Genomic DNA, 23,271 nt, shown 5'->3' with positions numbered 1-23,271 from the left:
CGCGCGCCGCCGCTGGCATAGTGAACAGCGTTCACCCGCATTCGGCCTTGGGGAGGAATGGGATGGCGGAAACCGAAGTCGATGTCCTGATCATCGGGGCGGGCGTGTCCGGGATCGGCATGGCCCACCATCTCATCGAGCGCTGCCCGGGAAAGACCTACCGCATCCTTGAGGCGCGCGAACAGATCGGCGGCACCTGGGACCTCTTCCGCTATCCGGGCATCCGCTCGGACAGCGACATGTACACCTTCGGCTACGCCTTCAAGCCCTGGGTCGATGGCAAGGTCTTCGCCGACGGGCCGGCGATCCGCAACTATGTGTCCGAAACCGCCCGCGAGGACGGGATGATGGAGCATATCCGTTTCCAGCGGAAAGCGACCTCGGCCCGCTGGGACTCGGACACCGCGCGCTGGACCGTCAAGGTCAACGGACCCGACGGCGTCGAACAGCATACCGCGCGCTTCCTCTTCCTCGCCTCCGGTTATTACAGCTATGACGCTGGCTATCTGCCGGAGTTTCCGGGCGTCGAGGATTTCCGGGGTGACTTTATTCATCCCCAGAAATGGCGGGAAGATTACGATTATGCCGGCAAGAAAGTGGTGATTATCGGCTCCGGCGCCACGGCGGTGACCCTGTTGCCGGCCATGGCCGATACCGCGGCTCACATCACCATGCTGCAGCGCTCGCCGACCTATATCGCCGCGCGACCGACCGTGGATCGCACCGCGAACTTTCTGCGCAAAGTGCTGCCGGCGCGAATGGCTTATGGCATCACCCGCTACAAGAATATTCTCCAGACCATGCTGATCTTTCAGATGGCGCAGCGTTTCCCGGACTTCGTGAAAAAGGCGGTGCTGAAAGAAGCCCAGAAGGCGCTGGGTCCGGACATTGATGTCGGGAAACACTTCTCGCCCAGCTACAAGCCCTGGGACCAGCGCTTTTGCGCGGCGCCCGACGGTGACTTCTTCACCCCGCTCCGCGAAGGCCGCGCCTCAATCGTCACCGATCATATCGAGCGCATCACCGAAACCGGCATCCAGCTGAAATCAGGTGAATTTCTGGAAGCCGATCTGATCATCCCGGCCACCGGGCTGAACCTCCAACTGATGGGCGGCATCCTGCTCAATGTCGACGGCCATACCGTCAATCCGCCTGATCACGTCGTCTATCGCGGCATGATGGTCAGCGATGTGCCCAACATGGCGATGGCCTTCGGTTACACGAACGCCTCCTGGACACTGAAGATCGATCTGACCTGCGAACGGGTTTTCCGGACGCTGAACTATCTCGACAAGACCGGGGCGGATTATGCGGTTCCGGTGCCGGACCCTGCCATGCCGCGCGAGCCGCTGAAACTGCTCGATTCGGGCTATTTCCAGCGCGCCCGCGATCGTTTGCCCAAACAGGGACCGAAAACGCCTTGGCAGGTCCACATGAATTACATGGCCGATATGCTGGCCATCCGCTTCGGGCGGATCGATGACGGCGCCATGCAATTCCGCAAGGCAGCTGCCGCGAAGCGGGACACGCCGGTTCTTGAGGCGGCCGAATGAGCCGCCTGGCTTTTGCCGGCAAGACCGCCATCGTTACCGGGGGTGCCAGCGGAATCGGCCGCGCCTTGGCCCAAAAGCTTGCCGATCGCGGCTGCCATCTTGCCCTCGCCGACATCAATGCCGAGGGTCTTGAAGAGACCGCAGCGGGTTTGCGCTCGAATGACCGCCGCGTCACCACCCACATCGTCGATGTTTCCGATCCGGCGGCCATCGAGGCCTTCGCTGCCGAGGTCCGCCAGACGCATGGCGAAGCGCATCTTCTGTTCAACAATGCCGGTGTGGCGCTGGGCGGCATGTTCGATCAGGTCACCGCGGAACAATTCGACCGCGTCATCGACATCAACTTGCAAGGAGTCATCCGAACAACGCGCGCCTTCCTGCCGCTGATGCGTGAAACCGGCCAAGGCCATATCACCAATATCTCCTCGATCTTCGGTGTTATCGCGCCGGCCGGCCAGACCGCCTACTCGGCCGCCAAGTTCGGCGTCCGCGGCTTTACCATGGCCTTGCGCCACGAGCTGCACGGAACGCCGATAGGCGTGTCCACCGTGCATCCGGGCGGCGTCGCGACCAATATCGCCAAGACGGCGGAGCGCGGCGTGGGGGTCAGTGACGAGGAATATGCCATCGGCCAAAAGGCGGCGGACCAGTCGCTGGTCATGCCGCCGCCCAAAGCCGCCGGAATTATCCTGCGCGGTATCGAGCGCCGCAAGCCCCGCATCTTTGTGGGTCGGGACGCTCACACCCTGATGTGGATGGAACGGATCCTGCCGACCCGATATTGGGATCTGATCCGCAAACGTCTCATGATGAGCGCGCCTGACGCCAGCTAGACCGAATTCGCAGCATCCAGCGCCTGTTCGAGATCGGCGATCAGATCGTCGCCATCCTCGATCCCGCAGGACAGGCGCACCAGCCCGTCATCAATGCCCAGCGCAGCCCGCTTGTCGGCATCGACCGAAGCGTGGGTCATGATCGCCGGGTGTTCGACCAGCGATTCCACCCCGCCCAGGCTTTCCGCGAGCGAGAAGATCTGCAGTGATTCCAGGAATTTCCGCGAGGCCGGCAGTCCGCCCTCCAGCGTAACCGTGATCATGCCGCCAAAGCCGCGCATCTGCTTGGCGGCGATCGCGTGCTGCGGATGGCTCTTCAGCCCCGGGTAAATGACGTCGGAAATACCCTTGCGGCCGACCAGCCAGTCGGCGATCCGCCCGGCGTTCTCGCAATGCCGCTCCATGCGCACATGTAGCGTCTTTGTCGACCGCAGCAGCAGGAAGCAATCCATCGGCGCCGGCACAGCGCCGACCGCATTCTGGATGTAATGCAGCTTGTCGGCGAGCTCGTCGTCCGCCGTCACCAGGATGCCGCCGACCAGATCGGAATGGCCGCCGAGATACTTGGTGCAGGAGTGCGAAACGATGTCCGCGCCCAGCGCCAAAGGGTTCTGCAGATAGGGCGAGGCGAAGGTATTGTCGGCCACGCACAGTGCGCCGCCCTCATGCGCGATCTGCGCGACGGCTTCTATATCGACCACTTTCAGCGTCGGATTCGTCGGCGTTTCCAGCCAGACCAGCTTGGTCTTTTCGGTCATCGCCGCGTGGGTGGCGTCAAAGTCGGTCATGTCGACGCGCGAAAATTCGATCCCGAGCTGCGCGAAGACATTGTTGAACATGCGGAACGTGCCGCCATAGACATCGTCGCATAAAAGGACGTGATCGCCGGATTTCAGAAGATGAATGCAGGCCGCCAGCGACGCCACGCCAGAGGAGAAGGCGATTCCGTGCCGGCCGCCTTCGAGGCTGGCGATATTCGCTTCGAGCGCAGTCCGCGTCGGATTCGCCGAGCGGGAATAGTCATAATTCTCGATGAACTCGCCCGGGCTGGTCTGCACATAGGTCGAGGTCTGGTAGATCGGCGTCATGATCGCGCCGGTCGTCGGATCCGGCGACTGGCCGGCATGAATGCACCGCGTGGCAAACTTCTGGTTCTCGCCGCTCATCTCGCGCGTCCTTCCTCGTGTTAACCGCCAACGCGGGCGGCATATTCCTTTTGCGTGACCACGCCGACGACACCGTCGCGCGTCATCACCAGCGCCGTATCGCCGCGCTTGAGAATGTGCGGTATTTCCTCGATCCGGGCTTCGGCGAAGAGGATGCCGCCGATCGACAGCCGCCGGCCATCGCGGGTCGCGATCCCGGTAAAGTCGTCGCCTTCGTGCAGCGGCAGATAATCGAGATCGCCCTCATCCATCATCTTCTGGATGTCGGCGGCGTCGGCCTTGGCCTCGGCGGTCAGCGACGAGCGCCGGGCGACCAGATCGGCGACCGGCCCCAGCAAATTATGCTCGCTGAAGAAGCCGTTTTTCTCCATCCACTGGTCGGACAGGTATTTGGAGATATAGCGCGTCCCGCTGTCGCAGAGTGTCACCACAATCGTCTTGTCGGGTCCAAGCTTCTTGGCGACTTCGATCGCCGCGGCCACGATCGAGCCGGACGACCCGCCGCAGAACAGGCCTTCCTCGCGGACCAACGCGCGGCCGACATGGAAGCTCTCCCAATCGTCGATCTGCACCATGTCGTCGACAACGGAGAAATCCATGGCGCGGCATTCGATATCCTCGCCGATCCCCTCGACCGAATAGACATAGGCCGCTGGCAGCCGGCCGGTCTTGAACAAATTGTAGTGGACCGAACCCAGCGGATCGACGCCGATGATCCGCACGTTGGGCGCATGCTCTTTCATGTAGCGGCCGACGCCGGACACCGTTCCGCCCGTGCCGGTTCCGCCCATGAAGACGTCGAATTTTCCGCCATCGGTCTGCTCGAAAATCTCGCGGCCCGTATTGTGGTAATGGCCCTCGATATTCCACTGCGAGTGATACTGGTCGACATAGAAGGCGCCCGGCGTCTCCTCGGCGATACGCTTGGCGGTGTTGACATAATGGTCGGGGCTGTCGCCCGGCACGTCGGTCGGCGTGATCACCACTTCGGCGCCATAGGCGCGCATCATGTCGATCTTTTCCTGGCTCATCTTGTCGGGCAGCGTGAAGACGCATCGATAGCCCTTCACGGCCGCGGCCATGGCCAGCGACTGGCCGGTATTTCCCGACGTGTTTTCGACAATCGTGCCGCCCGGCTTCAAGAGCCCTTCGGCTTCCGCCCGCTCGATAATGTAGGGGCCCATCCGGTCCTTGATCGAACCCGTCGGATTCAGGAACTCGCATTTCGCCAGGATTGTCGCGGCGCCTTCCGGCACGATCTTGTTGAGCTTGACCAGCGGCGTATTACCGATGGCATCGAGAATGTTTGCGTGGAATTTCATCTGGCGCTCCCAGCGGGCCGGCGGATATCTCGACCACCTCCTATTTGGGGCCGTGCCGAAAGTCCACAAGGGCGCTCCGTCGGCGATCAGCCGCAGCGACGGAATTCACGGCGCCGGGCGTTCTTCCGGCGAGGGATGAAGTCTGGAGGTCCGTTATGAGGACTGTAAACACCCTGATGGCCGCTGCCATTCTGTGTAGCGGCCTGTCGGCGCCCGCCCTTGCCCATCCCGGTCATGGTCAGCGGGCCGACCGGCTGGAAGACGTTCGCGATCGCCACGAGGATGTGCGTGACCGCAGGGAAGACGTGCGGGACGCCCGCGAGGATGTTCGCGACGCCAAGCGCTTTACCGGCATCGGCGACATCATCGAGGACGTCTACGACGCCCGTGAAGATGTGCGCGATACGCAGGAGGACGTTCGCGATCGTCGTGAGGATCGTCGCGACCGGCGCTGGTAGCCGCCTGATTCCTTCCCGATCGGCGGGCCGGCCGCGCTCTGCCGGCCCGCTTCTTCCGTCCGTTTATTCAAGGGTGGCCGTCGGGAATGGCTGCGATAAAGTCGGCTCCGGCTCAGCTGGGGAGGAATGGCCGACATGTCCGAATCGCGACCCGATCACGATATCTCGGAGGCCGCCTACAAGGCGTATTGGCGGGACAATCTGCGGCTGATGGCAGTGTTGCTCGCCATCTGGGCGGCGGTGTCCTTCGGGGCCGGCATCCTGTTCCGCGACTGGCTGGACAATTTCTCGATCGGCGGCGCGCCGCTTGGCTTCTGGTTCGCCCAGCAGGGCGCGATCTATGTCTTCGTTATCCTGATCTTTGTCTATTCCGCGCTGATGCACCGAATCGAGCGGAAATACGACATTGATGACGACCAGGGTTAGGGCGCGCCATGACCCTTCTCGGCCTTGAGCCCACCCTGTTCTGGACCGGTCTCTTCGTCATCGCCTCTTTTGGCCTCTACATCGCCATCGCGATCTGGGCCCGGGCCGCTTCGACCAATGATTTCTATGTGGCCGGTCACGATGTGCCGCCTGTGTTCAACGGCATGGCCACGGCCGCCGACTGGATGAGCGCCGCCTCCTTTTTGTCGATGGCCGGCATCATTGCCTTCTCCGGCTATGACGGCTCGGTCTATCTGATGGGCTGGACCGGCGGCTACGTTCTGCTCGCCCTCCTGCTGGCGCCATACTTGCGCAAATTCGGCAAGTTCACCGTGCCGGACTTTGTCGGTGACCGCTATTACTCGCAGGCAGCCCGCATCGTCGCCGTGATCTGCGCACTCTTCATCTCTTTCACCTACATTGCCGGCCAGATGCGCGGCGTTGGCATTGCCTTTTCCAACTTCCTGCACGTGCCGATCGAGGCCGGCGTCATCGTCGGTGCCATCATCGTGCTTTTCTACGCCGCCCTCGGCGGCATGAAGGGCATCACCTACACCCAGGTCGCCCAGTATTGCGTCTTGATCTTCGCTTTCATGGTGCCGGCCATTTTCCTGTCGCTGCAGATCACCGGCACGCCGATTCCGCAGCTCGGTTTCATCGGCAATGCGCAGGACGGCACGCCACTCCTCCAGAACCTCGACCGCACGCTCACCGATCTTGGCTTCAATGCCTATACCGAAGGCAGCAAGCCGAAGATCGACGTGTTCGCGATTACGTTCGCCCTGATGGTCGGCACCGCCGGCCTGCCGCATGTCATCATCCGATTCTTCACGGTCCCAAAGGCCTCGGATGCCCGCAAATCCGCCGGCTGGGCGCTGGTCTTCATCGCCATCCTGTACACCACGGCACCGGCCGTGGCGGTCTTCGCCCGCGCCAATTTTATCGACACGGTCAATGAAAGCGCCTGGTCGGAGGAAGCCGCCGCCGGCACGATTGATCGCTCGACGCTGGGCGAGGGCGACACGCCGGAATGGTTCTACAATTGGCGCGATGTCGGCCTGTTGGATGCCGAGGACCGCAATGGCGACGGACGCATCCAGTACCGTGCCGATCCCGAAACCAATGAGGTTACCCGCCTCGACCGCGACATTTTCGTGCTCGCCAACCCGGAGATCGGCGGCCTGCCGCCCTGGGTTATCGGGCTGGTCGTCGCCGGCGGGCTGGCGGCGGCGCTGTCGACCGCGGCGGGCCTGTTGATGGTCATTTCCTCGGCGGTCTCGCACGATCTTTGCCGCAAGGTTCTGTTCACCGGCATGAGCGACACCCAGGAATTGTTGACCGCCCGGCTCGCCGCTGTCGCCGCCGTGCTCGTGGCGATCTATGCCGGCATCAACCCGCCGGGCTTTGTTGCCGCCGTTGTCGCCTTCGCGTTCGGCCTGGCAGCCGCCAGCTTCTTCCCGGCGATATTGCTGGGCATTTTCTGGACCCGGATGAACAAACAGGGCGCGATTGCCGGCATGACGACCGGCCTCGTCGTCACCGCCGCCTATATCGTCCATTTCAAGATCGGCTTCTCGCCCGCCGTTCTCGGAGCTTGTGGGGTCCTGGCGACTTTGGCCCTTCTGATCCTGCATTTCGGCACCCATGCGAAGGGACGAATGCCCTGGATGCTCCTGTCTGCCGCGGCGACAGCCGCACTTGCGGTCACCGCCTTTACCGGCATCGTGCCGGGCTTACCCATGGGCGCCGAAGCCGACTGGTTCCTTGGCATCTCGCCGGAAGGATTCGGGACGATCGGCATGATCATCGCCTTCGGCGCCTCGATCGGCGTGGCGCTTCTAACGCCGGCACCGCCGGCCGCGATCCGCGACATGGTCGAGGACATCCGCATTCCGTCAGCCCGCGCCCATGTCGGTCACCCGCCTTCCTCTGCAGATTAGCGCCTTGATGCCTTCAGGGACTTGGCCTTCACTGCGCAAGCATCCGCCGCGCGCTGAAGGAGAGGGCCATGCCGCAGGACTCTAAGATCGGAACCGCGCCGGAGCGGGTTCCCGTTCCTGAGGAATACGAGCCGTACAGCCGGACGAGCCGGGCGCAATACGAAGAGCGCTACCGCCGCTCGATCGAGGAGCCCGATGCTTTCTGGACCGAGGAGGTACGGCGCCTCGACTGGATCAAGACGCCGACCGAGATCTCGAACGTCAGCTGGGACCCGGACGATCTGTCGATCGAATGGTTCGCCGACGGCGTTCTGAACGTCTCTTACAATTGCATCGACCGGCATCTCGAAGAGCGGTGTAATGATGTCGCCTTGATCTGGGAGGGAGATAATCCTGGAGTTCACTCTGCGATCACGTATAGGCAGCTTCACAATCATGTTTGCCGCATGGCCAACGAGCTCAAAAAGCTCGGTGTAGCGAAGGGCGACCGGGTCACGCTCTACATGCCGATGATCCCCGAAGCGATTTATGCGATGCTCGCCTGTACGCGGATCGGGGCCGTCCACTCCGTTGTTTTTGGAGGGTTTTCCCCTGAAGCGCTGGCCGGGCGGATCAAGGATTGCGAAAGCGAATTCATCGTCACGGCAGATCAGGGCGTGCGCGGCAACAAGCCGGTCCCCCTGAAAGAGAATGTCGACAAGGCCATTGAAATTGCTGGCAATGTCAAGGCGGTCCTTTGCGTCCGCTACACCGGCGCCAAGGTCAATTGGGTCGAAAATCGCGATTTCTGGCATCATGAACTGGCGCTCGAGGTCGATGCCAAATGCGCGCCGGAACCGATGAACGCGGAAGATCCTCTTTTTATTCTATATACTTCGGGCTCCACCGGAAAACCCAAGGGCGTCCTGCACACCACCGGCGGTTATCTCCTCTGGGCCGCCCTCACCTTCGATACGGTCTTCGAGGTCCAGCGCGGTGAAATCTTCTGGTGCACCGCCGATATCGGCTGGGTCACCGGTCACACATATCTGACCTATGGCCCGCTGGTAAACGGCGTTACTACCTTGGTTTTCGAAGGGATTCCGACCTGGCCGGCCGCCGACCGGTTCTGGCGGGTTTGCGCCAAGCACAAGGTCAACGTGCTTTATACCGCCCCGACCGCGCTGCGCGCCCTGATGCGCGAAGGCGACGCGCTGGTGGAAGGACATGATCTTTCCAGCCTGCGTCTGCTCGGCTCCGTCGGCGAGCCGATCAATCCTGAGGCCTGGGCCTGGTATCACCGTGTTGTCGGGGGAAGCCGCTGTCCGATCGTTGACACCTGGTGGCAGACCGAGACCGGCGGCTGCATGATTTCAGCGCTGCCCGGTGCGCACGATCTCAAGCCAGGCGCCGCCGCCAAGCCAATGTACGGGATCGAGCCGGCGCTGGTCGACCACGAGGGCAATTTCATTGAAGGTGAGGGCGAACTGGCCGGGAATCTCGTCCTCAAGCGCTCCTGGCCCGGTCAGATGCGCACCGTCTATGGTGATCACAAGCGCTTCGCCGAAACTTACTTCACCACCTATCGCGACCTCTATTTCACCGGCGATGGCGCGCGCCGCGATGCCGACCATTACTGGTGGATCACCGGCCGGGTCGATGACGTGCTCAACGTCTCCGGCCACCGCTTGGGCACCGCCGAGATCGAAAGTGCGTTGGTCGCCCATCCCGACGTCGCGGAAGCCGCCGTGGTCGGCTATCCGCACGACATAAAGGGCCAAGGCGTCTACTGCTTCGTCACGCTCAATGCCGGCACCGAGCCGACCGCCGATATGGAAACCGAGCTCAAAGCCCATGTCCGCAAGGAGATCGGACCCGTCGCCACGCCGGATGTGATCCAGTTCGCGCCGGGTTTGCCCAAGACCCGCTCCGGCAAGATCATGCGCCGGATATTGCGCAAGATCGCCGAAAACGAGCTCGGCTCGCTGGGCGACACGTCGACGCTCGCCGAACCTGCCGTCGTCGACGACCTCGTTGCCAACCGTCCCGCCGTTTAACGAATATCCCCACTCAAATTATGTGCGCCCGGGCCGCAGGCATGGCCTCTGGCTTTGGCAGCCAACATCCCCATATCGCGGAGCGATCGAGAGGAGGGTTTGGTTCATGCGCTTTTTGCCCTACGCCATCGGCGTCTTCATGTTGTCACCGCTTTTTATCTGGGCCGGACTTTGGATGGCCTTCCCTGGACCCAAGCCGGGCATTTCGGACGCGCCGCTGATCGCCTCGCTGATCGCCATGTCGATCCCGCTTGTACTTTATCACTACATCGCGGGGCTGGCCTTCATCGCCAACTCGATCGAGGGCTATGCTGGAACCACCCGGCCGCGCTGGGCGCCCGCCCGCTGGGTCCAACACGCCATGATGCCGGCCACACTCTTGCTGACGGCTAGCGCTGCCATCCTTCTTCACCAGATCGGCAAGCCCTGGCCCGCCATCGGCCTGACGGTGGCCTGCGGGGCTGTGCTCGCCATCGGCCTGGCCAAGGCGGACGGCTTTATCGGACCGCTCGACTTTCATCGCCGATCGGTCGCTTTCGGTCTCGCGAGCGTACGAATTCTCGGCCGCATCGTTTTGGCGGTACCCGTGCTCGGCAGCCTGCTGCGCGAATTCGGGCGCGATCCGCACCGGGCGGCGCCTTTCGCGCTGGCAACATTAGCCATGGCGACGGCATTGCTGGTCTGGCAGTTTGGTTTTGTGGTGCTGGTCATTCCGGCGATGATCGCGGCCCCGGTGGCCTTCTATCTGATGCTCGGCTTGGCGTCGGACTAGAGCGTTACCGTATGACTTGCGAGCCATTTGCGATCGCGTAGTCTCCGGAGTTTGCGTGGGAGACAAACATGGTGGCAATCGTAAAACCGGGGATCCTGATCGTCGTCGCGGCTAGCGCGCTGGCGGCGTGCAGCGCTGGCGATGACGCTGCGAGCGAAACGGTCGCAGTATACGGCGACATGGAAACCCTGCCGGTCGAATTCCGTGTTGCCTTTATGTCAGGGCATGTCGAAGCGGGATTGGCACTGTATCGCGCTGGCGCGCCGGAACAGGCCGCCCCGCATCTCTTACATCCCGTATCGGAAACCCATGCGGCCGAGCGCGAGGGCATAGACGCGCTGGGCTTCGAGGCTGGCGTGTTCGAAGAGGTCTCCGCCGCACTCGGCGCCGGCCGTCCGGCCAACGAGATTGAGCCAATGCTCGCCGCGGCTGAAGCCGATCTGGCATTGCTCCAGGACAATGCCGGTGGCGACGCCCGCGCTATAATCGCCTATTTGATGGACGTCACCGCAGAAGAATATGCGATCGGCGTCACCGATGGCATTGTGACAGACCCCGGTGAATACCAGGACGCTTACGGCTTCTCCGTTGTGGCGCGCCAATATGCCCGAGGGCTGGACAATCCCGATCTCATCGACGCGCTGGATGGGTTAATTGCGCTTTGGCCGGAAGGCGGGCCGTTGCCAGAATCAACCCCGGCACCGGTTGCGGATATTAACGCTCGCATTGCCGAGGTGAGATCAATCCTCTGATCGCAGGTTCACAAAGCTGAACCTCTCTCTACCTTTGCCGGGATGAGCAATAACGCCAACGATCTCACGCCGCTGCTCGAGAACATCGAGACCGAAGCCCGCAAGTCCATAGGCCGCGGCAAGGTGGCCGATTACATCCCTGCCCTCGCCCGTGTCCCGCGGGACCGGTTCGGCATGGCGGTTTGCGCGGTCGATGGCACGGAATTCGTCACCGGCGATGCCGACAGCTGTTTCTCGATCCAAAGCATCTCCAAGGTCTTCACGCTGGAATTGGCACTCAAAATGGTGGGATCCGCCGCTTTGTGGAAGCGGGTCGGCCGCGAGCCGTCCGGGAATGCTTTCAACTCCCTGGTCCAGCTCGAATCCGAGCAGGGTTTGCCTCGCAATCCCTTCATCAATGCCGGCGCGCTCGTGGTCACCGACGCGATCACGGCCCGCACTGTCAGCCCGGTTCTGGCGCTGCTCGGTTCGGTCCGCCGGTATGCCGCGCGACAGGACATCTATATCGACGAGGAAGTCGCGCGCTCGGAGGCTGAGCATGGCCATCGCAACGCGGCCATTGCGCACCTGCTGAAAGCCCAGGGCAATCTCAACGCAAAGGTCGAGGACGTTTTGTCGGTTTATTACCGGCAATGCGCCATTGCGATGAGCTGCCGCGATGTCGCCCGCGCCTTCCTGCCGCTCGCAGCGGGCGGTCGCCAACCACGCACCGGCGAAAAGCTGATGACGCCACTACGCGCCAAGCGCATTAATTCGCTTTTGCTGACCTGCGGTTTGTATGACGGCGTTGGCAATTTTGCCTTCCGGGTTGGCATTCCGGCGAAGTCCGGCGTCGGCGGTGGCATCGCCGCCGTTATTCCGGGCAAATATGCGATCTGTGTCTGGTCGCCAGAGCTCGACGAGCTGGGCAATTCGCTGGCCGGCACGCGGGCGCTGGAACTCTTCGCGCGCAAGACCCGGCTGTCGATCTTCTAGGAAGCACCGCCCATTTCGGCTTCTACCTCTTCATGCGTGGCCTCGACCGATGGCTTCGGCCCCGGTGAGATCAGGCTGACGACGATGATCGCCACAAAGCAGAAGAGAAAGCCCGGCACGATCGAATAGAGCCAGCTGCCGAGCGGCAACAAGCCCGCCTCGGTCGGCAGAACTGGCACATAGGTCCAGATCAGAACCGTGGCGGCACCTATGACCATGCCGGCGAGGGCGCCCCACCGAGTCATCTTCTTCCAGAACAGCGACAGGATGACGATCGGTCCGAAAGCGGCCCCGAAACCGGCCCAGGCATTGGAGACCAAGGTCAGCACATTGCTGTCCGGATTCCAGGCCAGCGCAATCGCTACCAGCGCTACGACGACAACGGCGACACGGCCAATGAGGACGAGTTCTTTCTGACTGGCGCCGCGGCGCAGGAAAATCTTGTAGAAATCCTCGGTCAGCGAACTCGACGAGACCAGCAGCTGCGAGGAGATTGTCGACATGATGGCCGCCAAAATCGCTGCCAGCAGGAAGCCGCCGATAAACGGGTTGAACAGGATTTGCGACAGCACGATGAAGATCGTTTCGCCGTCGAATTGGCCGCCCACCAGATAATCCTGCGGAATACCGTTCTGAGTAACCCACGCTAGTCCGATGAGGCCGGTCGCCATGGCGCCGACGATCGTCACCAGCATCCAGCTCATGCCGATATTCCGCGCTGTGGGAATATCCTTCACCGAGCGGATCGCCATGAAGCGGACGATGATGTGCGGCTGGCCGAAATAGCCCAGACCCCAACTCATTGCGGAAATAATGCCGATCAGGCCCACACCGCCGAAAATATTCAGCAGGGAGGGGTCGATCTCGCGGATCGTGGTGTTCAGCCCGTCGAAACCGCCAATGCCCGTCAGCGCGACAAGCGGCACCATGACCAGCGCCACGAACATAATGCAGCCCTGCGCGAAATCCGTCATGGAGACGGCCATGAATCCACCGAGCAATGTATAGACGACGACCACTCCGGCGGTCACGAACAGGCCGAGCTCATACGGCAGGCCAAAGGCCGAATCGAACAGCTTGCCGCCGGCAACCACGCCGGAAGACGTATACAGCGTGAAGAACAGGATGATCACCAAAGACGAAATCACCCGCAACAGGCGGGACCTGTCCTCGAAACGCTTCTCGAAATAGTCGGGAATCGTAATCGCGTCATCTGCGGTCTCCGTATAGACGCGCAGCCGCGGCGCCACGATCAGGTAATTGGCCAGCGCGCCCATCAGCAGCCCGATGGCGATCCACGCCGCCGGCAATCCGGAGGCAAACATCGCGCCGGGCAGTCCGAGCAGCATCCAACCAGACATGTCGGATGCGCCGGCGGACAGGGATGTGACCGCCGGTCCGAGCTTGCGCCCGCCGAGCAGATAGCCCGAGCTGTCACTGGTCGATTCCTTGAATCCGTAAAGACCGATGCCGATCATGAGAACGAAATATGCGGCCAACGAAACGCCGGTTCCGAATTCCATGGATCTGATTTCCGCTTCTTCGCTTGTCCGGCGCTGCGATGGATTGCAGCGCGCGCGTCGTTCACCGGGCAACTTGCCAAGCACGAGGCATAGGACTGGGGTGTGTGCGCCTGTGTGGAACATCTAGCGCGGTTCACGTCAAGGCGGGGATGGAATCGGCCGCAATCCAGCATCTGCTTTTGTCGATATCGTTCGGCGCGTGGCGATCGACCGAGCGGAGGCGAGGAAGGATTGGACTTAGTCCGCCTTCGCCAAGGCTACGGCGGGACATCCTTCACTCGAATTCGACGATTTGGCTTGCCCAGCCGAAGCTCGCGGAGCGAGCGAAGGATGGTGCCGCTTGCGTGACTCGAACACGCGACCTACGCATTACGAATGCGTTGCTCTACCAGCTGAGCTAAAGCGGCGCCGGGCTTGAAGGCGGCGGAACCTAACCGCACTTCCCGCAATCCGCAATATCCCAAATGTGCTTGACGATGCGTCGTGCTAAGGTTGCGGCATGAGACGAATCGCAAGTCGCGTTAAACAGGCCCGGGCGGCTCGGCCGAGCGTCGCCTACGCGCCAGATCTGACAACGAGCATCGTCCTCGTAGCGGCGCTATTCGCGATCCTCCAGACTTTCTCGGCGATCACGATGGAAGATCGGGCGTACTATGACTGGTTTCTGGCCAATCGCGGCACCAGTGGCAGCCTGCTCGGCACAATAACGGTCATGCTCGCAGCGCTCGCAGCTTTGTTCCTGGCCGACATCGTCCGGCCAAAGCCGGGACGGGTGGCCGCCGCGACGCGCCTATTCCAGTTCCTCCTGATCGGGGCCATGGTCTCGGTCAGTCTCATTCAGTGGGGCATGCTCCTGCCGCACGAACCGGTCGCCGGCCCGGCGCGTCATTGGCAGCTGGCGCTACAGAGAACGCCCCTCTTCCAGGTGGATTCTGCCTGGATTGGCCCAGAGCGCGAAAGCCCGAATCCCCAGCCTGTCCGGCAGGATGAGACCATGTGGCATGTCTCGCCATTCGCCGAAAAGGCGGGGATCTTGCGAGCCGAGGCCGATCAAGAAGTTTGGATCAACAGCCAATCCCGGCGGGAAGCCTATTGGAATGCGGTGCAGCCCGACGCCATTACGGAGCCGCCGAAACGGCCTAGTCGCGCGCCTCCATAAGCGCCTTGATCCGTACCGCTGCGGGCGCGGCGAGCTTGTCGAACGAGGGCGAAAGGGCCTCCAGCTCGGGGCTGGCCGCAGCGGCATCGTTGACGACGACCAGATCGGCCGTTTCGATTCCCGGCGCGGTATGTGCCAGATGCATCGGTCGCACCGTCCGCAGATATTGCGTCACCACTGATTCAACGCTCCGCCCCCGCTCGCGCACATCGCGCAGCAGCCGGCGTGCCAAGCGGATATCGGCGGGCGCGTCGACATATATGGAAAGATCATACAAATCACGCAAAGCCGGATCGGCCAGCACGTGAATGCCTTCGACAATGATGACATCGGCCGGTTTCACCGTCCGCGTCTGTTCCAGCCGGCGATGGGTGACGAAATCATAATGCGGCGCCTCGACCGTCTCGCCAGCCTTCAATCTTTGGATATGGTCGCTAAGCAGCGCATGGTCGTGGGCGGTGACGTCATCAAAATTGAAACGCAGGGGGTCGAAGCCGGGCTCATCGGCATGATCGCCGTAATACTCGTCCTCTGCGATCAACCGAACCTCAAGCGGGTCCAGCAGACGTCGCAGCGCGTCGGCATAGGTTGATTTTCCGGAGGCCGATCCTCCGGTCACCGCCACAATTATCGGGGTCATGTCTCCTCCTCGTCGACGCCGGGATCATCCGGCGGACGGGGAGCATCGAAATATGCCGGTTGGGCGCCGGTCCTGCGCGCCGCTTTCGGCGCTTCCAGCAACGCATTCTCGGGCACTGCACCGGCCGCAATCTCGAAGCGCTCATATCTTGGATGGGTCAATCGGCCTTCATCGCCATAGGCATAGACCATGCGTTTCCAGTCGTCCGGCGAATAGGCAAAGGGCCGGCCTTCGCCATCGATATCCGACCAATCGGCTTCGCCCGGCGCGTGCGACGCGCGGGTCATCCACCGCCGCGCGGCTGGGTCATCGCCCTCCTGCCGCGCCATTCGGGCTGCTAGCGCACACAGGCGAGCGGAGGGCGTGCCGAGATTCAGCACCGGCTCAAGCACAGACTTCGCTGCTGTGGTCTGGCCCTCATCCAATGCGGCCTCCGCCAGCAACAGCTTGGATTCGCGATGTTCGGGCCGGGCCGTCGCCAGTTGGCGTAACCGCTCGGCGCGCTTCGCCTTGGTATCGGATTTGCGCAAATCGCCGAGCGCACGTGCCAGCGCGGGGTGGGGCTCGCTCGACCAGGCGGTCTTGATCATGTCTTCCGCCTTCTTGTGCTTGCGCACGGGAGCTAAAAGCCGCGCCGCCAGTACCACGGCAGGAGCAAAGCCCGGTGCTGCCGCGACCGCCTTTTCCGCCAAACTCCGCGCTGCATCCGGGTCGGACGTCTCACATTCCAGCGACTGCGCGGTGAGCAGAACGGCGCGGCGACGCCGGGCGCGGTCTTGCGGAATTCGCCGCCGCTTCTCGCCCTCCAGTAGGGTCTCGGTTGCAGCCGTCCAATCGCCTTGCGCGACTTGCGCATCGAACAGGGAATCGAACGCCCAGCTCGCTGATTTCGACGTTTCGAAGGCCGCCTTGGCATGTCGCGCAGCCTCGGCATGTGCGCCGCGTCCCTGGGCGATCTGGGCTAATCCCCGCTGGGCCACTAGCCTGGACTTTGGATCATCCAGCATCGCCTCGTAATGCGCTTCGGCCCCCGGGAGATTGCCGGCGGCCTCGGCCGCGCGTGCCGCAAGCAGCCGCGACAGCGCCGGCCGGTCGAGCAGCGCATCGGCCCGGGCAGCTTGCCGCACAGCGACTTCGCCCTCGCCTGCAGCGGCTGCAATCAGCGCGTTCTCCAGTGCATCGAACCCCTTCTCCTTGCGCCGCCGCAGCTGGAATTTCCGGAAACTGTCGGGCGCCGTCCACAGGCCGAGGATCAGCCGCCAGGCGACCAAGATGACGAAGGTCGCAATCAGGAACAGGCCGAGCGCCAAGGCAAACGGCATGCGTCCGCTCAGGCCCAGGAAATCAAATGTCACTGAGCCGGGATTGAGCGTCAGGAAAACACTGAGCGCACAAGCCAGGATGATGACGATGACAACGAGGATCAGCCGGATCATGACGGGTCTGCGCCTCCGGCATCGGCAATCAGGGCGGTGCGCAACTGGTTCAGAATCGCATTAAGCTCGATTCGGCTCTGGGCCTGGTTGAGCCAGGCCTGCGCGGCCATCCGCGGTTCATCGTCCAGCTCAGTGGTCATCAGGACTGCGCCAGTCAGATCACCATCAGCCAACTGCTCCTCAATCAATTGGATGCGCGCCAGCGGGCCCGTCTCGCTGCCGCGACTCGGGCGCACTTCAATCAGGCCAAAAAAGATACGATGCGTGCCGACGGCCGCTTCGAGCGCCTCTCGGGGAAAACTGTCGGCCAGCAAAGTGCCATCCGGAACGCCAGAAAGGGAATGCATGGCAAGTAGGCGGAGCTCGGGCCTTTCCGGCCAAATCCGAGCCAACGCCGCGCGTTCCGCTTCGAAAGGCTGGTCAGTGCGGGCTTGTTCCGTGAGCGCCATCAGCGCTAGCGCGCGCGCGGCGAGCCTCCGGCCACCGTCATCGCTGCTGGCCTCCAGCGCTGCGATCTCGTCTTCAACCGCCGATAGGCGTCGGGATAAACCTTCGATATCGGGCTGTCCGGTGTCTTCCAAGGCCGTCAATCGCGTTTCCAGTTCGCTGGCATCAAAGGCTTCGGGAAGCGGAACGCCTTCCAGGGCCGCCAAACGGGCTTCGATGGGTGCAAGATCAAGATTGTCGGACGCGCCAAGACCGGCGGCTTCCAACGCCGACACCCGCTCGCCCAGATCGGTCACCAATTGCGGATCGATCCCGCCGACCATGGCGCCGAGCCCATCCAGCGCCTGATTGGCCAGCGCTTCGACCGCGTCCAGCCGCGCGGATATTGCCGCCAGCGTGTCCGTATCGGGTGCGGCAGTCTCGAGTGTGGCGATACGGGATTCCAGCGCCGTGGTATCTGTGGCGGCGACGGCCTCCAAGGCAGCGATCCGCGCCTCGAGCCCGCTCGGATTGAACGGGCCGGGGACATCCGTGTTTTCCAGTGCGGTCAGCCGGGCCTCCAGCGCCGTGATGGCATCGGCGCCTTCCTCCGTCGCCCGGTCGAGCCACCAGGCGCCCGCCCCGCCCAGCGCCCCGCCAGCCAGCGCCGCGATGAAGAAGGTCACGACATGACCGAGCGCGCTGCCGCGCTGCGGCGTATCCGCTTTCGGCGCGTCATCTGCCGGTTCGAATTCCGCATCGACCGGTTCGGGTGTGTTCGACTCCGTCATGATCATCCAGCTGGTGGCTGATTCGCCTTAACGAAACCATGCCGCGAATGACCTGCCTAGGGGGCAAATCCGATGCGGTTCAACATGTCGGCCTCAGTCGGCGCCTCGGCGACTTTCACCGCTGCCCAATCCGCCGCTACAAGCCCTGTCGCAGCGGCCTCGCTGATCGCCACCGCGATCACCGTATTCAAATAATCTGTCAGATCGGCCTCTTCCACCAGCGCCGTGAAGGCAATCGCCGCCCGTTGCGAGTGAAACAGCGCCACAGCCAGCTCGCGTCGGCGGATCGCTGTCGCCGCTGCAGGCGGCAAGACGGTCGCGGCGGTCGCGCTATAGACCACAGCCTCGTCGATGGTGAAGCCGCGCGTGTTGAGGATACTGGCAAGATCTGTACTGACATGTTCACCGCGCAAATAGAGCAGCCGATGCCGTCCCGGCACCAGGCGCTGTTCGCATAGCGCGACGAGGTCGCCAACATCGCCGCCTGCTGAGCGGACCCGGGTGAAGCCGGCCGCCTCGGCTTCACGCGCGGTGGTGTCGCCCACACAGAAGGCCGGAAGATCTGTTTCGCTGCGATCCGACAGCCAGGCTCGGACGGCGTTGGGGCTCGTGAATAATAGTGCGTGGCTTCTCTCCGCGTCGAAGGCGATGTCGTCGACAAAGGAGATCGACAAAAGTGGCGCCACAATAGGCGCAGCGCCACGCTTCTCCAGCCGGGATGCGGTCTGTGTTGCGCCAGGTTCCGAGCGCGTGACCAGCACCTTCACAGCAACCTTGTCAGACCGGGTCATGGCCGCAAGCGGGACAAGGACGGGCGCATTCGCGAGTTGCGCATGAAGGCATCGGCGGAGTATCGAGCATGCCATGGACATAGACGCGTCATCCCCGCCTGCGCAAGAGATTCCGGTGACGGTGCTCGGCCTGGAATCGAGCTGCGATGAGTCAGCTGTCGCCATTGTCCGTCGTCACCCCAAAGGTCACGTCGACGTTTTGGCCGAGCGCGTGCTCAGCCAAGACGCCGCCCACGCCCCGTTCGGCGGCGTCGTGCCGGAGATCGCCGCGCGCGCCCATGCCGAGGTCATGGATACGCTCGTTGCCGAGACGCTGTCACAGGCCGAACTAAAGCTGGAAGACATGGATGCCATTGCTGCTACCAGTGGTCCCGGCCTCATCGGCGGCGTGATGGCAGCATTGATGACCGCAAAGGGGCTGGCGCTGGGCAGCGGCAAACCACTGATTGCGGTCAATCATCTCGAAGGCCACGCGCTGTCGCCGCGGCTCGTCGAACCGCTCGCCTTTCCCTACCTCCTATTGCTGGTGTCCGGCGGGCATACGCAATTGCTGATCGCCGAGGCGGTCGGCCGCTATCGCCGGCTCGGCTCAACCCTCGACGATGCCGCCGGCGAGGCTTTCGACAAGACCGCCAAGGTGATGGGGCTCGGCTTCCCTGGCGGGCCGGCGCTCGAACGCGCCGCCGAGGCCGGAGATGCGGAGCGCTTCGCCCTGCCCCACCCGCTGCAGGGCCGGCCCGGCTTCGATTTCTCCTTCGCGGGGCTGAAGACCGCCGCCCGCCAGATCTGGGATGGGCTCAACGCGCCGAACGAACAGGACGCGGCTAATCTTGCCGCCGCCATGCAGGCGCGTATCGCCGCCTCCCTGGCCGAGCGCACCAGCTTCGCGATGGATCATTTCGCGGAAGCTTATCCTGAAGCCGACGCGCCGGTTCTTGTTGTTGCTGGCGGTGTCGCATCCAATCGCACCATCCGCCGGGCGCTTGACGAAGCCGCCAGCGCCAAAGGCTTCCGCCTGCTGGCTCCGCCTATCAAATGGTGCACTGACAATGCTGCCATGATCGCACTTGCAGGGGCCGAGCGCTTTATACTTGGCGAAACAGATCCGCTCGACGCGCCCGCCCGGGCGCGCTGGCCATTGGATGCGGCATCGGCCAATCTGCAGCCGGCGATCGGATCGGGGCGGAAGGGACCCAAGGCATGAGCGAATATCAATCCATCGGCGTGATCGGAGCCGGGGCCTGGGGCACGGCGCTGGCCCAGACGGCGGCGACCGCCGGGCGCGACGTGACTCTCTGGGCGCATGAGGACGACGTCGCCGAGGCCATTAATCGGGAACATGTGAACACCGTGTATTTGCCCGATGCGCCGCTCAGCGACCGTATCCGCGCCACAAGCGATCTCGCTGACCTTGCGGAATGTGGTGCCGTGTTGGCGGTTGCGCCGGCCCAGCATCTGCGCGCCGTTCTGCGGGCATTTGCGCCGCATGCGGCTGACGCCCTGCCGATCCTGTTGTGCGCCAAGGGGATCGAGCAATCCACGCTAAAGCTGATGACTGAAGTACTCGATGAGGAGATACCCGCCGCGATCCCCGCCGTGCTGTCCGGTCCCAGTTTCGCGATCGATGTGGCCCGTGGCCTGCCGACGGCCGTCACGCTGGCCACGCGCTATAAATCGCTGGGTCACGCCCTCATGGAGGCGATCGGGACACCGCGCTTCCGGCCTTACTGGTCCGGCGATCTGATCGGTGCCGAGATCGGCGGTGCGGTGAAGAATGTGCTAGCCATTGCCTGCGGCATAGTCGAGGGGCGCGAACTCGGCAGATCCGCCCATGCTGCTCTCATCGCGCGCGGATTTGCCGAGATGACCCGACTTGCTGTGGCGCTGGGTGGTGAGCGCGAGACACTGGCCGGACTGTGCGGGCTGGGTGATCTCGTCCTGACCTGCTCCTCACCTCAATCGCGCAACATGTCTTGCGGCATGGCGCTGGGGCGCGGCGAAAAGCTTGAGGATGTTCTCGCCAAAAGGCGGGCTGTCACCGAGGGCGTGTCCAGCGCCCCGGCGATCGCCGCGCTGGCCGCGAAGGCCGGCGTGTCGATGCCGATCTGCGAGGCCATGCATGCCATTCTCGACGGCAGGCTAGACGTCGATACGGCGATGGATCAGCTCCTGTCCCGGCCCTTCACCGCCGAGGGCGATTGATGGACAGACCGCCGGCCGGCACCGTGCTTGCTAACGTCGACAGGCTACCTGACAAAGGTGGGGTCGCCGTCGACTGGCAGGACACGCCACTCATCCTCGTGCGCGCCGGCGCGGATGTGCGATGCTACGTGAATGTCTGCCCGCATGCCGGCCGCTCGCTAGCCCTGCCGGACGGACGCGTCTTCGTGCATAAGGACACCAACATTATCTGCCCGGTACACGGTGCGACCTTCGATGCCGCAAGCGGCGCCTGCACCGGCGGGCCGGCGGGCGATCCGCTGACCGCGATCGCCATTGATATTGTCGGCAATGAAGTGGTTGTCGCCTAGTCGTTCGACCGGAAAAAGCGCGTCGCTTCCTCAATCAGGGCGTCGCGCGCCGCCAACGTGATGGTCTCGCCCTTCTCCGGCGTCGCCTGCGAGGGGTCGGAGCCGATCCGCCCGTCCGGGAAGGTGGCCCGGTAGTCGGCGGCATCAGCGAAATCGCCGTCGGGCGCGATCTTCGGGCTCATCTCAACGCGTTTCACCGAAGCCGGATATCCAAAATAGGTCACGGCCACTTCCGAAGCGGTGGCGTGCGAACCATCACCCACCGGGAAAACGTCGCGGCAGACTTTCGCGACGCCCGGCAGCTCCCACCAATTGCGGCTCGTCAGCCGGTAAGGGCAAGCCTCGCCAGACATCGACCAGTCGCTATAGCTTTCGGCGATCGCGGCCTGGATGGTCGGAACATTGCCGCCATGGCCGTTGAGGAAGTAGATACGTGTAAACCCATGCCGCACCAGGCTGTCGATCCAGTCCTGTAAGGCCGCAATCATGGTCGAAGGCCGCAGCGTGATGGTTCCGGCGAAGCCGAGATGGTGCTGAGCGATCCCGACATTGAACGTCGGCGCAACCAGAATATCCGAAGCCTTGCTTGCTTCGTGGGCGATGATTTCGGGGCATAACGCGTCGGTGCCCAGCAGGCCGTTCGGGCCATGCTGTTCCGTCGAGCCGATCGGAATCACGACACCGGTTGAAGTCTCGAGAAAGGTTTCGATTTCCTGCCAGGTCGATTGATGCAGCAGCATGCGTTTACCCTCTTGCCTGTCCGTGCAGGGCTACGCTTCAAGCGCAATGAATGCAAGCGGTTGCGCAAACAGTGGATTGCAAGGGTCGGTTATTCACAAAACTGTGCGTCGATGAGGACTTGCCAGCGCCTGGGGAATCGAAAAACTGCTGGCGACTATCGAGGGGAACACAATGCGAATAGCACTCACCTGTTTGTCGGCATTTACTCTGGCGGCCTGTTCGGCCAGCGACACGTCTGAAACTGACGTTTCGACCGGGCCGGTCGAGCCTGCGGCTCACATTGTCGCGGCGGTCAACGATCCCGGCCGACCGGAATCGCAGACCGAACGCGATGCGGGACGCCACCCGGCGGAAATGCTCACCTTTGTCGGCGTGCAGCCCGGCTGGAGGGTCGCCGATCTCGGGGCCGGCAGCGGATATTATTCGCGAATCCTGTCCGGCGCGGTCGGCGCGGAAGGCGAAGTCATCGCCGAAAACATGGACTGGATCGTCGAGCGTTTCCCCAATGCCGATGAGGCCATCACCGCTTTGGCGGCCGAACGCGACAATGTCACCCGCCTCGTTTCGCCGGTGAGCGGTATCCTGGATGACTACAATAACGAGCTCGACGCCGCGATGATGGTGCTGATCTATCACGATCAGGCCTGGGAGCAGGAGGGATTCCCGGCGCCGACGCGGGAAGACCGGATCGCGATGAACCGGTCGATTTACAATGCCCTGCGTCCGGGCGGCGTGTACCTGGTCGTGGATCATCGGGCCGAGCCGGGTACGGGCGACAGCGTGGTCGGCGATTATCACCGGATCGATGAAGCCTTTGTTCGCGAGGAGATTGAAGCCGTGGGTTTCGAGCTGGCAGCGGAATCCGATCTGCTGGCCAATCCGGACGATAGCCTCACCGTTTCGGTTTTTGATCCGTCCATTCGCGGCAATACCGATCGATTTGTATTGTTGTATCGTAAACCGCTTTGAAGATACGCGCAGAACGATTATATTTATTTCG

22 protein-coding genes and 1 tRNA gene are annotated in these 23,271 nt (G+C 62.8%); 14 read left to right on the top strand and 9 right to left on the bottom strand.

Translation table 11 applies throughout. From position 1 onward, the window contains the following. Window positions 1-62 precede the first annotated feature (62 nt). Both ACO08C_RS07430 and ACO08C_RS07425 read left to right on the top strand, forming a co-directional pair. The gene (locus ACO08C_RS07430) at window positions 63-1,553 is read left to right on the top strand and encodes a flavin-containing monooxygenase (RefSeq protein ID WP_421784504.1); all 1,491 of its coding nucleotides are present in this window, start codon (window positions 63-65) and stop codon (window positions 1,551-1,553) included. Next, window positions 1,550-2,386, top strand: a complete 837-nt coding sequence (locus tag ACO08C_RS07425; RefSeq protein WP_421784502.1) for an SDR family NAD(P)-dependent oxidoreductase — start codon at window positions 1,550-1,552, stop codon at window positions 2,384-2,386. The genes ACO08C_RS07430 and ACO08C_RS07425 overlap by 4 nt, the downstream gene beginning before the upstream one ends. Here the strand turns inward: ACO08C_RS07425 and ACO08C_RS07420 are convergent. Then, on the bottom strand, window positions 2,383-3,552 hold the full coding sequence (locus ACO08C_RS07420; RefSeq protein ID WP_421784500.1) for a cystathionine gamma-synthase: 1,170 nt from the start codon (window positions 3,550-3,552) through the stop codon (window positions 2,383-2,385). The genes ACO08C_RS07425 and ACO08C_RS07420 overlap by 4 nt on opposite strands. A gap of 20 nt (window positions 3,553-3,572) precedes the next feature. After that, on the bottom strand, window positions 3,573-4,874 hold the full coding sequence (locus tag ACO08C_RS07415; RefSeq protein ID WP_421784498.1) for a PLP-dependent cysteine synthase family protein: 1,302 nt from the start codon (window positions 4,872-4,874) through the stop codon (window positions 3,573-3,575). 155 nt (window positions 4,875-5,029) lie between these two features. On the opposite strand from ACO08C_RS07415, the gene ACO08C_RS07410 reads away from it, so the two are divergent. The 7 genes from ACO08C_RS07410 (at window position 5,030) to ACO08C_RS07380 (ending at window position 12,233) form a co-directional block, all read left to right on the top strand. Beyond that, window positions 5,030-5,332 carry a hypothetical protein gene (locus ACO08C_RS07410; RefSeq protein ID WP_421784496.1) on the top strand — a complete coding sequence of 101 codons (303 nt, stop codon included), beginning with the start codon at window positions 5,030-5,032 and terminating at the stop codon, window positions 5,330-5,332. A 135-nt stretch (window positions 5,333-5,467) separates the two neighbouring features. Then, on the top strand, window positions 5,468-5,758 hold the full coding sequence (locus ACO08C_RS07405; RefSeq protein ID WP_421784495.1) for a DUF4212 domain-containing protein: 291 nt from the start codon (window positions 5,468-5,470) through the stop codon (window positions 5,756-5,758). A gap of 8 nt (window positions 5,759-5,766) precedes the next feature. Then, a complete protein-coding gene (locus ACO08C_RS07400; protein ID WP_421784493.1) occupies window positions 5,767-7,698 on the top strand; it encodes a sodium:solute symporter family protein in 1,932 nt (643 codons plus the stop codon). Between the two features lie 68 nt (window positions 7,699-7,766). Further along, complete coding sequence (acs, locus tag ACO08C_RS07395) at window positions 7,767-9,734, top strand: acetate--CoA ligase (protein WP_421784491.1); 1,968 nt, start codon at window positions 7,767-7,769, stop codon at window positions 9,732-9,734. 106 nt (window positions 9,735-9,840) lie between these two features. Further along, complete coding sequence (locus tag ACO08C_RS07390; protein ID WP_421784489.1) at window positions 9,841-10,506, top strand: hypothetical protein; 666 nt, start codon at window positions 9,841-9,843, stop codon at window positions 10,504-10,506. Window positions 10,507-10,574: 68 nt separating this feature from the next. After that, window positions 10,575-11,258 carry a hypothetical protein gene (locus tag ACO08C_RS07385; RefSeq protein ID WP_421784487.1) on the top strand — a complete coding sequence of 228 codons (684 nt, stop codon included), beginning with the start codon at window positions 10,575-10,577 and terminating at the stop codon, window positions 11,256-11,258. A 42-nt stretch (window positions 11,259-11,300) separates the two neighbouring features. Next, window positions 11,301-12,233, top strand: a complete 933-nt coding sequence (locus ACO08C_RS07380) for a glutaminase (RefSeq protein WP_421784485.1) — start codon at window positions 11,301-11,303, stop codon at window positions 12,231-12,233. On the opposite strand, the gene putP is transcribed toward ACO08C_RS07380, so the two are convergent. Both putP and ACO08C_RS07370 read right to left on the bottom strand, forming a co-directional pair. Continuing rightward, on the bottom strand, window positions 12,230-13,756 hold the full coding sequence (gene putP / locus ACO08C_RS07375) for a sodium/proline symporter PutP (RefSeq protein WP_421784483.1): 1,527 nt from the start codon (window positions 13,754-13,756) through the stop codon (window positions 12,230-12,232). The two genes, ACO08C_RS07380 and putP, sit on opposite strands and share 4 nt — an antisense overlap. Window positions 13,757-14,087: 331 nt before the next feature. After that, a tRNA-Thr gene (locus ACO08C_RS07370) sits at window positions 14,088-14,163 on the bottom strand. A gap of 92 nt (window positions 14,164-14,255) precedes the next feature. Between ACO08C_RS07370 and ACO08C_RS07365 the strand changes: the two genes are divergently transcribed. Next, entirely contained in the window at window positions 14,256-14,915 is a 660-nt protein-coding gene (locus ACO08C_RS07365; protein WP_421784481.1) for a hypothetical protein, read from the top strand. Here the strand turns inward: ACO08C_RS07365 and udk are convergent. Genes udk through ACO08C_RS07345 form a run of 4 tightly spaced genes read right to left on the bottom strand, consistent with a single transcriptional unit; the run spans window position 14,896 to window position 18,999 of the window. Beyond that, the gene (gene udk / locus ACO08C_RS07360) at window positions 14,896-15,555 is read right to left on the bottom strand and encodes a uridine kinase (protein ID WP_421784479.1); all 660 of its coding nucleotides are present in this window, start codon (window positions 15,553-15,555) and stop codon (window positions 14,896-14,898) included. The genes ACO08C_RS07365 and udk overlap by 20 nt on opposite strands. Beyond that, on the bottom strand, window positions 15,552-16,991 hold the full coding sequence (locus ACO08C_RS07355) for a heme biosynthesis protein HemY (RefSeq protein WP_421784477.1): 1,440 nt from the start codon (window positions 16,989-16,991) through the stop codon (window positions 15,552-15,554). Before ACO08C_RS07355 ends, udk begins: the two co-directional genes overlap by 4 nt. Further along, window positions 16,988-18,208, bottom strand: coding sequence for a COG4223 family protein (locus tag ACO08C_RS07350; RefSeq protein ID WP_421784475.1), 1,221 nt, complete (start codon window positions 18,206-18,208; stop codon window positions 16,988-16,990). Before ACO08C_RS07350 ends, ACO08C_RS07355 begins: the two co-directional genes overlap by 4 nt. Window positions 18,209-18,264: 56 nt before the next feature. After that, window positions 18,265-18,999 (bottom strand): uroporphyrinogen-III synthase, encoded by a 735-nt coding sequence (locus tag ACO08C_RS07345; protein ID WP_421784473.1) that lies wholly within the window; start codon window positions 18,997-18,999, stop codon window positions 18,265-18,267. A 115-nt stretch (window positions 19,000-19,114) separates the two neighbouring features. Between ACO08C_RS07345 and tsaD the strand changes: the two genes are divergently transcribed. The 3 genes from tsaD to ACO08C_RS07330 are packed head-to-tail and all read left to right on the top strand — an operon-like array spanning window position 19,115 to window position 21,530. Beyond that, window positions 19,115-20,203 carry a tRNA (adenosine(37)-N6)-threonylcarbamoyltransferase complex transferase subunit TsaD gene (tsaD, locus tag ACO08C_RS07340; protein ID WP_421784472.1) on the top strand — a complete coding sequence of 363 codons (1,089 nt, stop codon included), beginning with the start codon at window positions 19,115-19,117 and terminating at the stop codon, window positions 20,201-20,203. After that, window positions 20,200-21,201 carry an NAD(P)H-dependent glycerol-3-phosphate dehydrogenase gene (locus tag ACO08C_RS07335; RefSeq protein ID WP_421784471.1) on the top strand — a complete coding sequence of 334 codons (1,002 nt, stop codon included), beginning with the start codon at window positions 20,200-20,202 and terminating at the stop codon, window positions 21,199-21,201. The genes tsaD and ACO08C_RS07335 overlap by 4 nt, the downstream gene beginning before the upstream one ends. Further along, on the top strand, window positions 21,201-21,530 hold the full coding sequence (locus tag ACO08C_RS07330) for a Rieske (2Fe-2S) protein (protein ID WP_421784469.1): 330 nt from the start codon (window positions 21,201-21,203) through the stop codon (window positions 21,528-21,530). The genes ACO08C_RS07335 and ACO08C_RS07330 overlap by 1 nt, the downstream gene beginning before the upstream one ends. Here the strand turns inward: ACO08C_RS07330 and ACO08C_RS07325 are convergent. Beyond that, window positions 21,527-22,270 carry a creatininase family protein gene (locus ACO08C_RS07325; RefSeq protein ID WP_421784467.1) on the bottom strand — a complete coding sequence of 248 codons (744 nt, stop codon included), beginning with the start codon at window positions 22,268-22,270 and terminating at the stop codon, window positions 21,527-21,529. The two genes, ACO08C_RS07330 and ACO08C_RS07325, sit on opposite strands and share 4 nt — an antisense overlap. A gap of 172 nt (window positions 22,271-22,442) precedes the next feature. Between ACO08C_RS07325 and ACO08C_RS07320 the strand changes: the two genes are divergently transcribed. Then, window positions 22,443-23,240, top strand: coding sequence for a class I SAM-dependent methyltransferase (locus ACO08C_RS07320; protein ID WP_421784465.1), 798 nt, complete (start codon window positions 22,443-22,445; stop codon window positions 23,238-23,240). The last annotated feature ends 31 nt before the right edge of the window (window positions 23,241-23,271 follow it).

Origin of the sequence: Hyphobacterium sp., assembly GCF_965229905.1 — a bacterium.
GTDB lineage: Bacteria > Pseudomonadota > Alphaproteobacteria > Caulobacterales > Maricaulaceae > Hyphobacterium.
The sequence above is the reverse complement of the archived record's forward strand: the minus strand, read 5'-3'. Positions and strand labels throughout refer to the sequence as shown.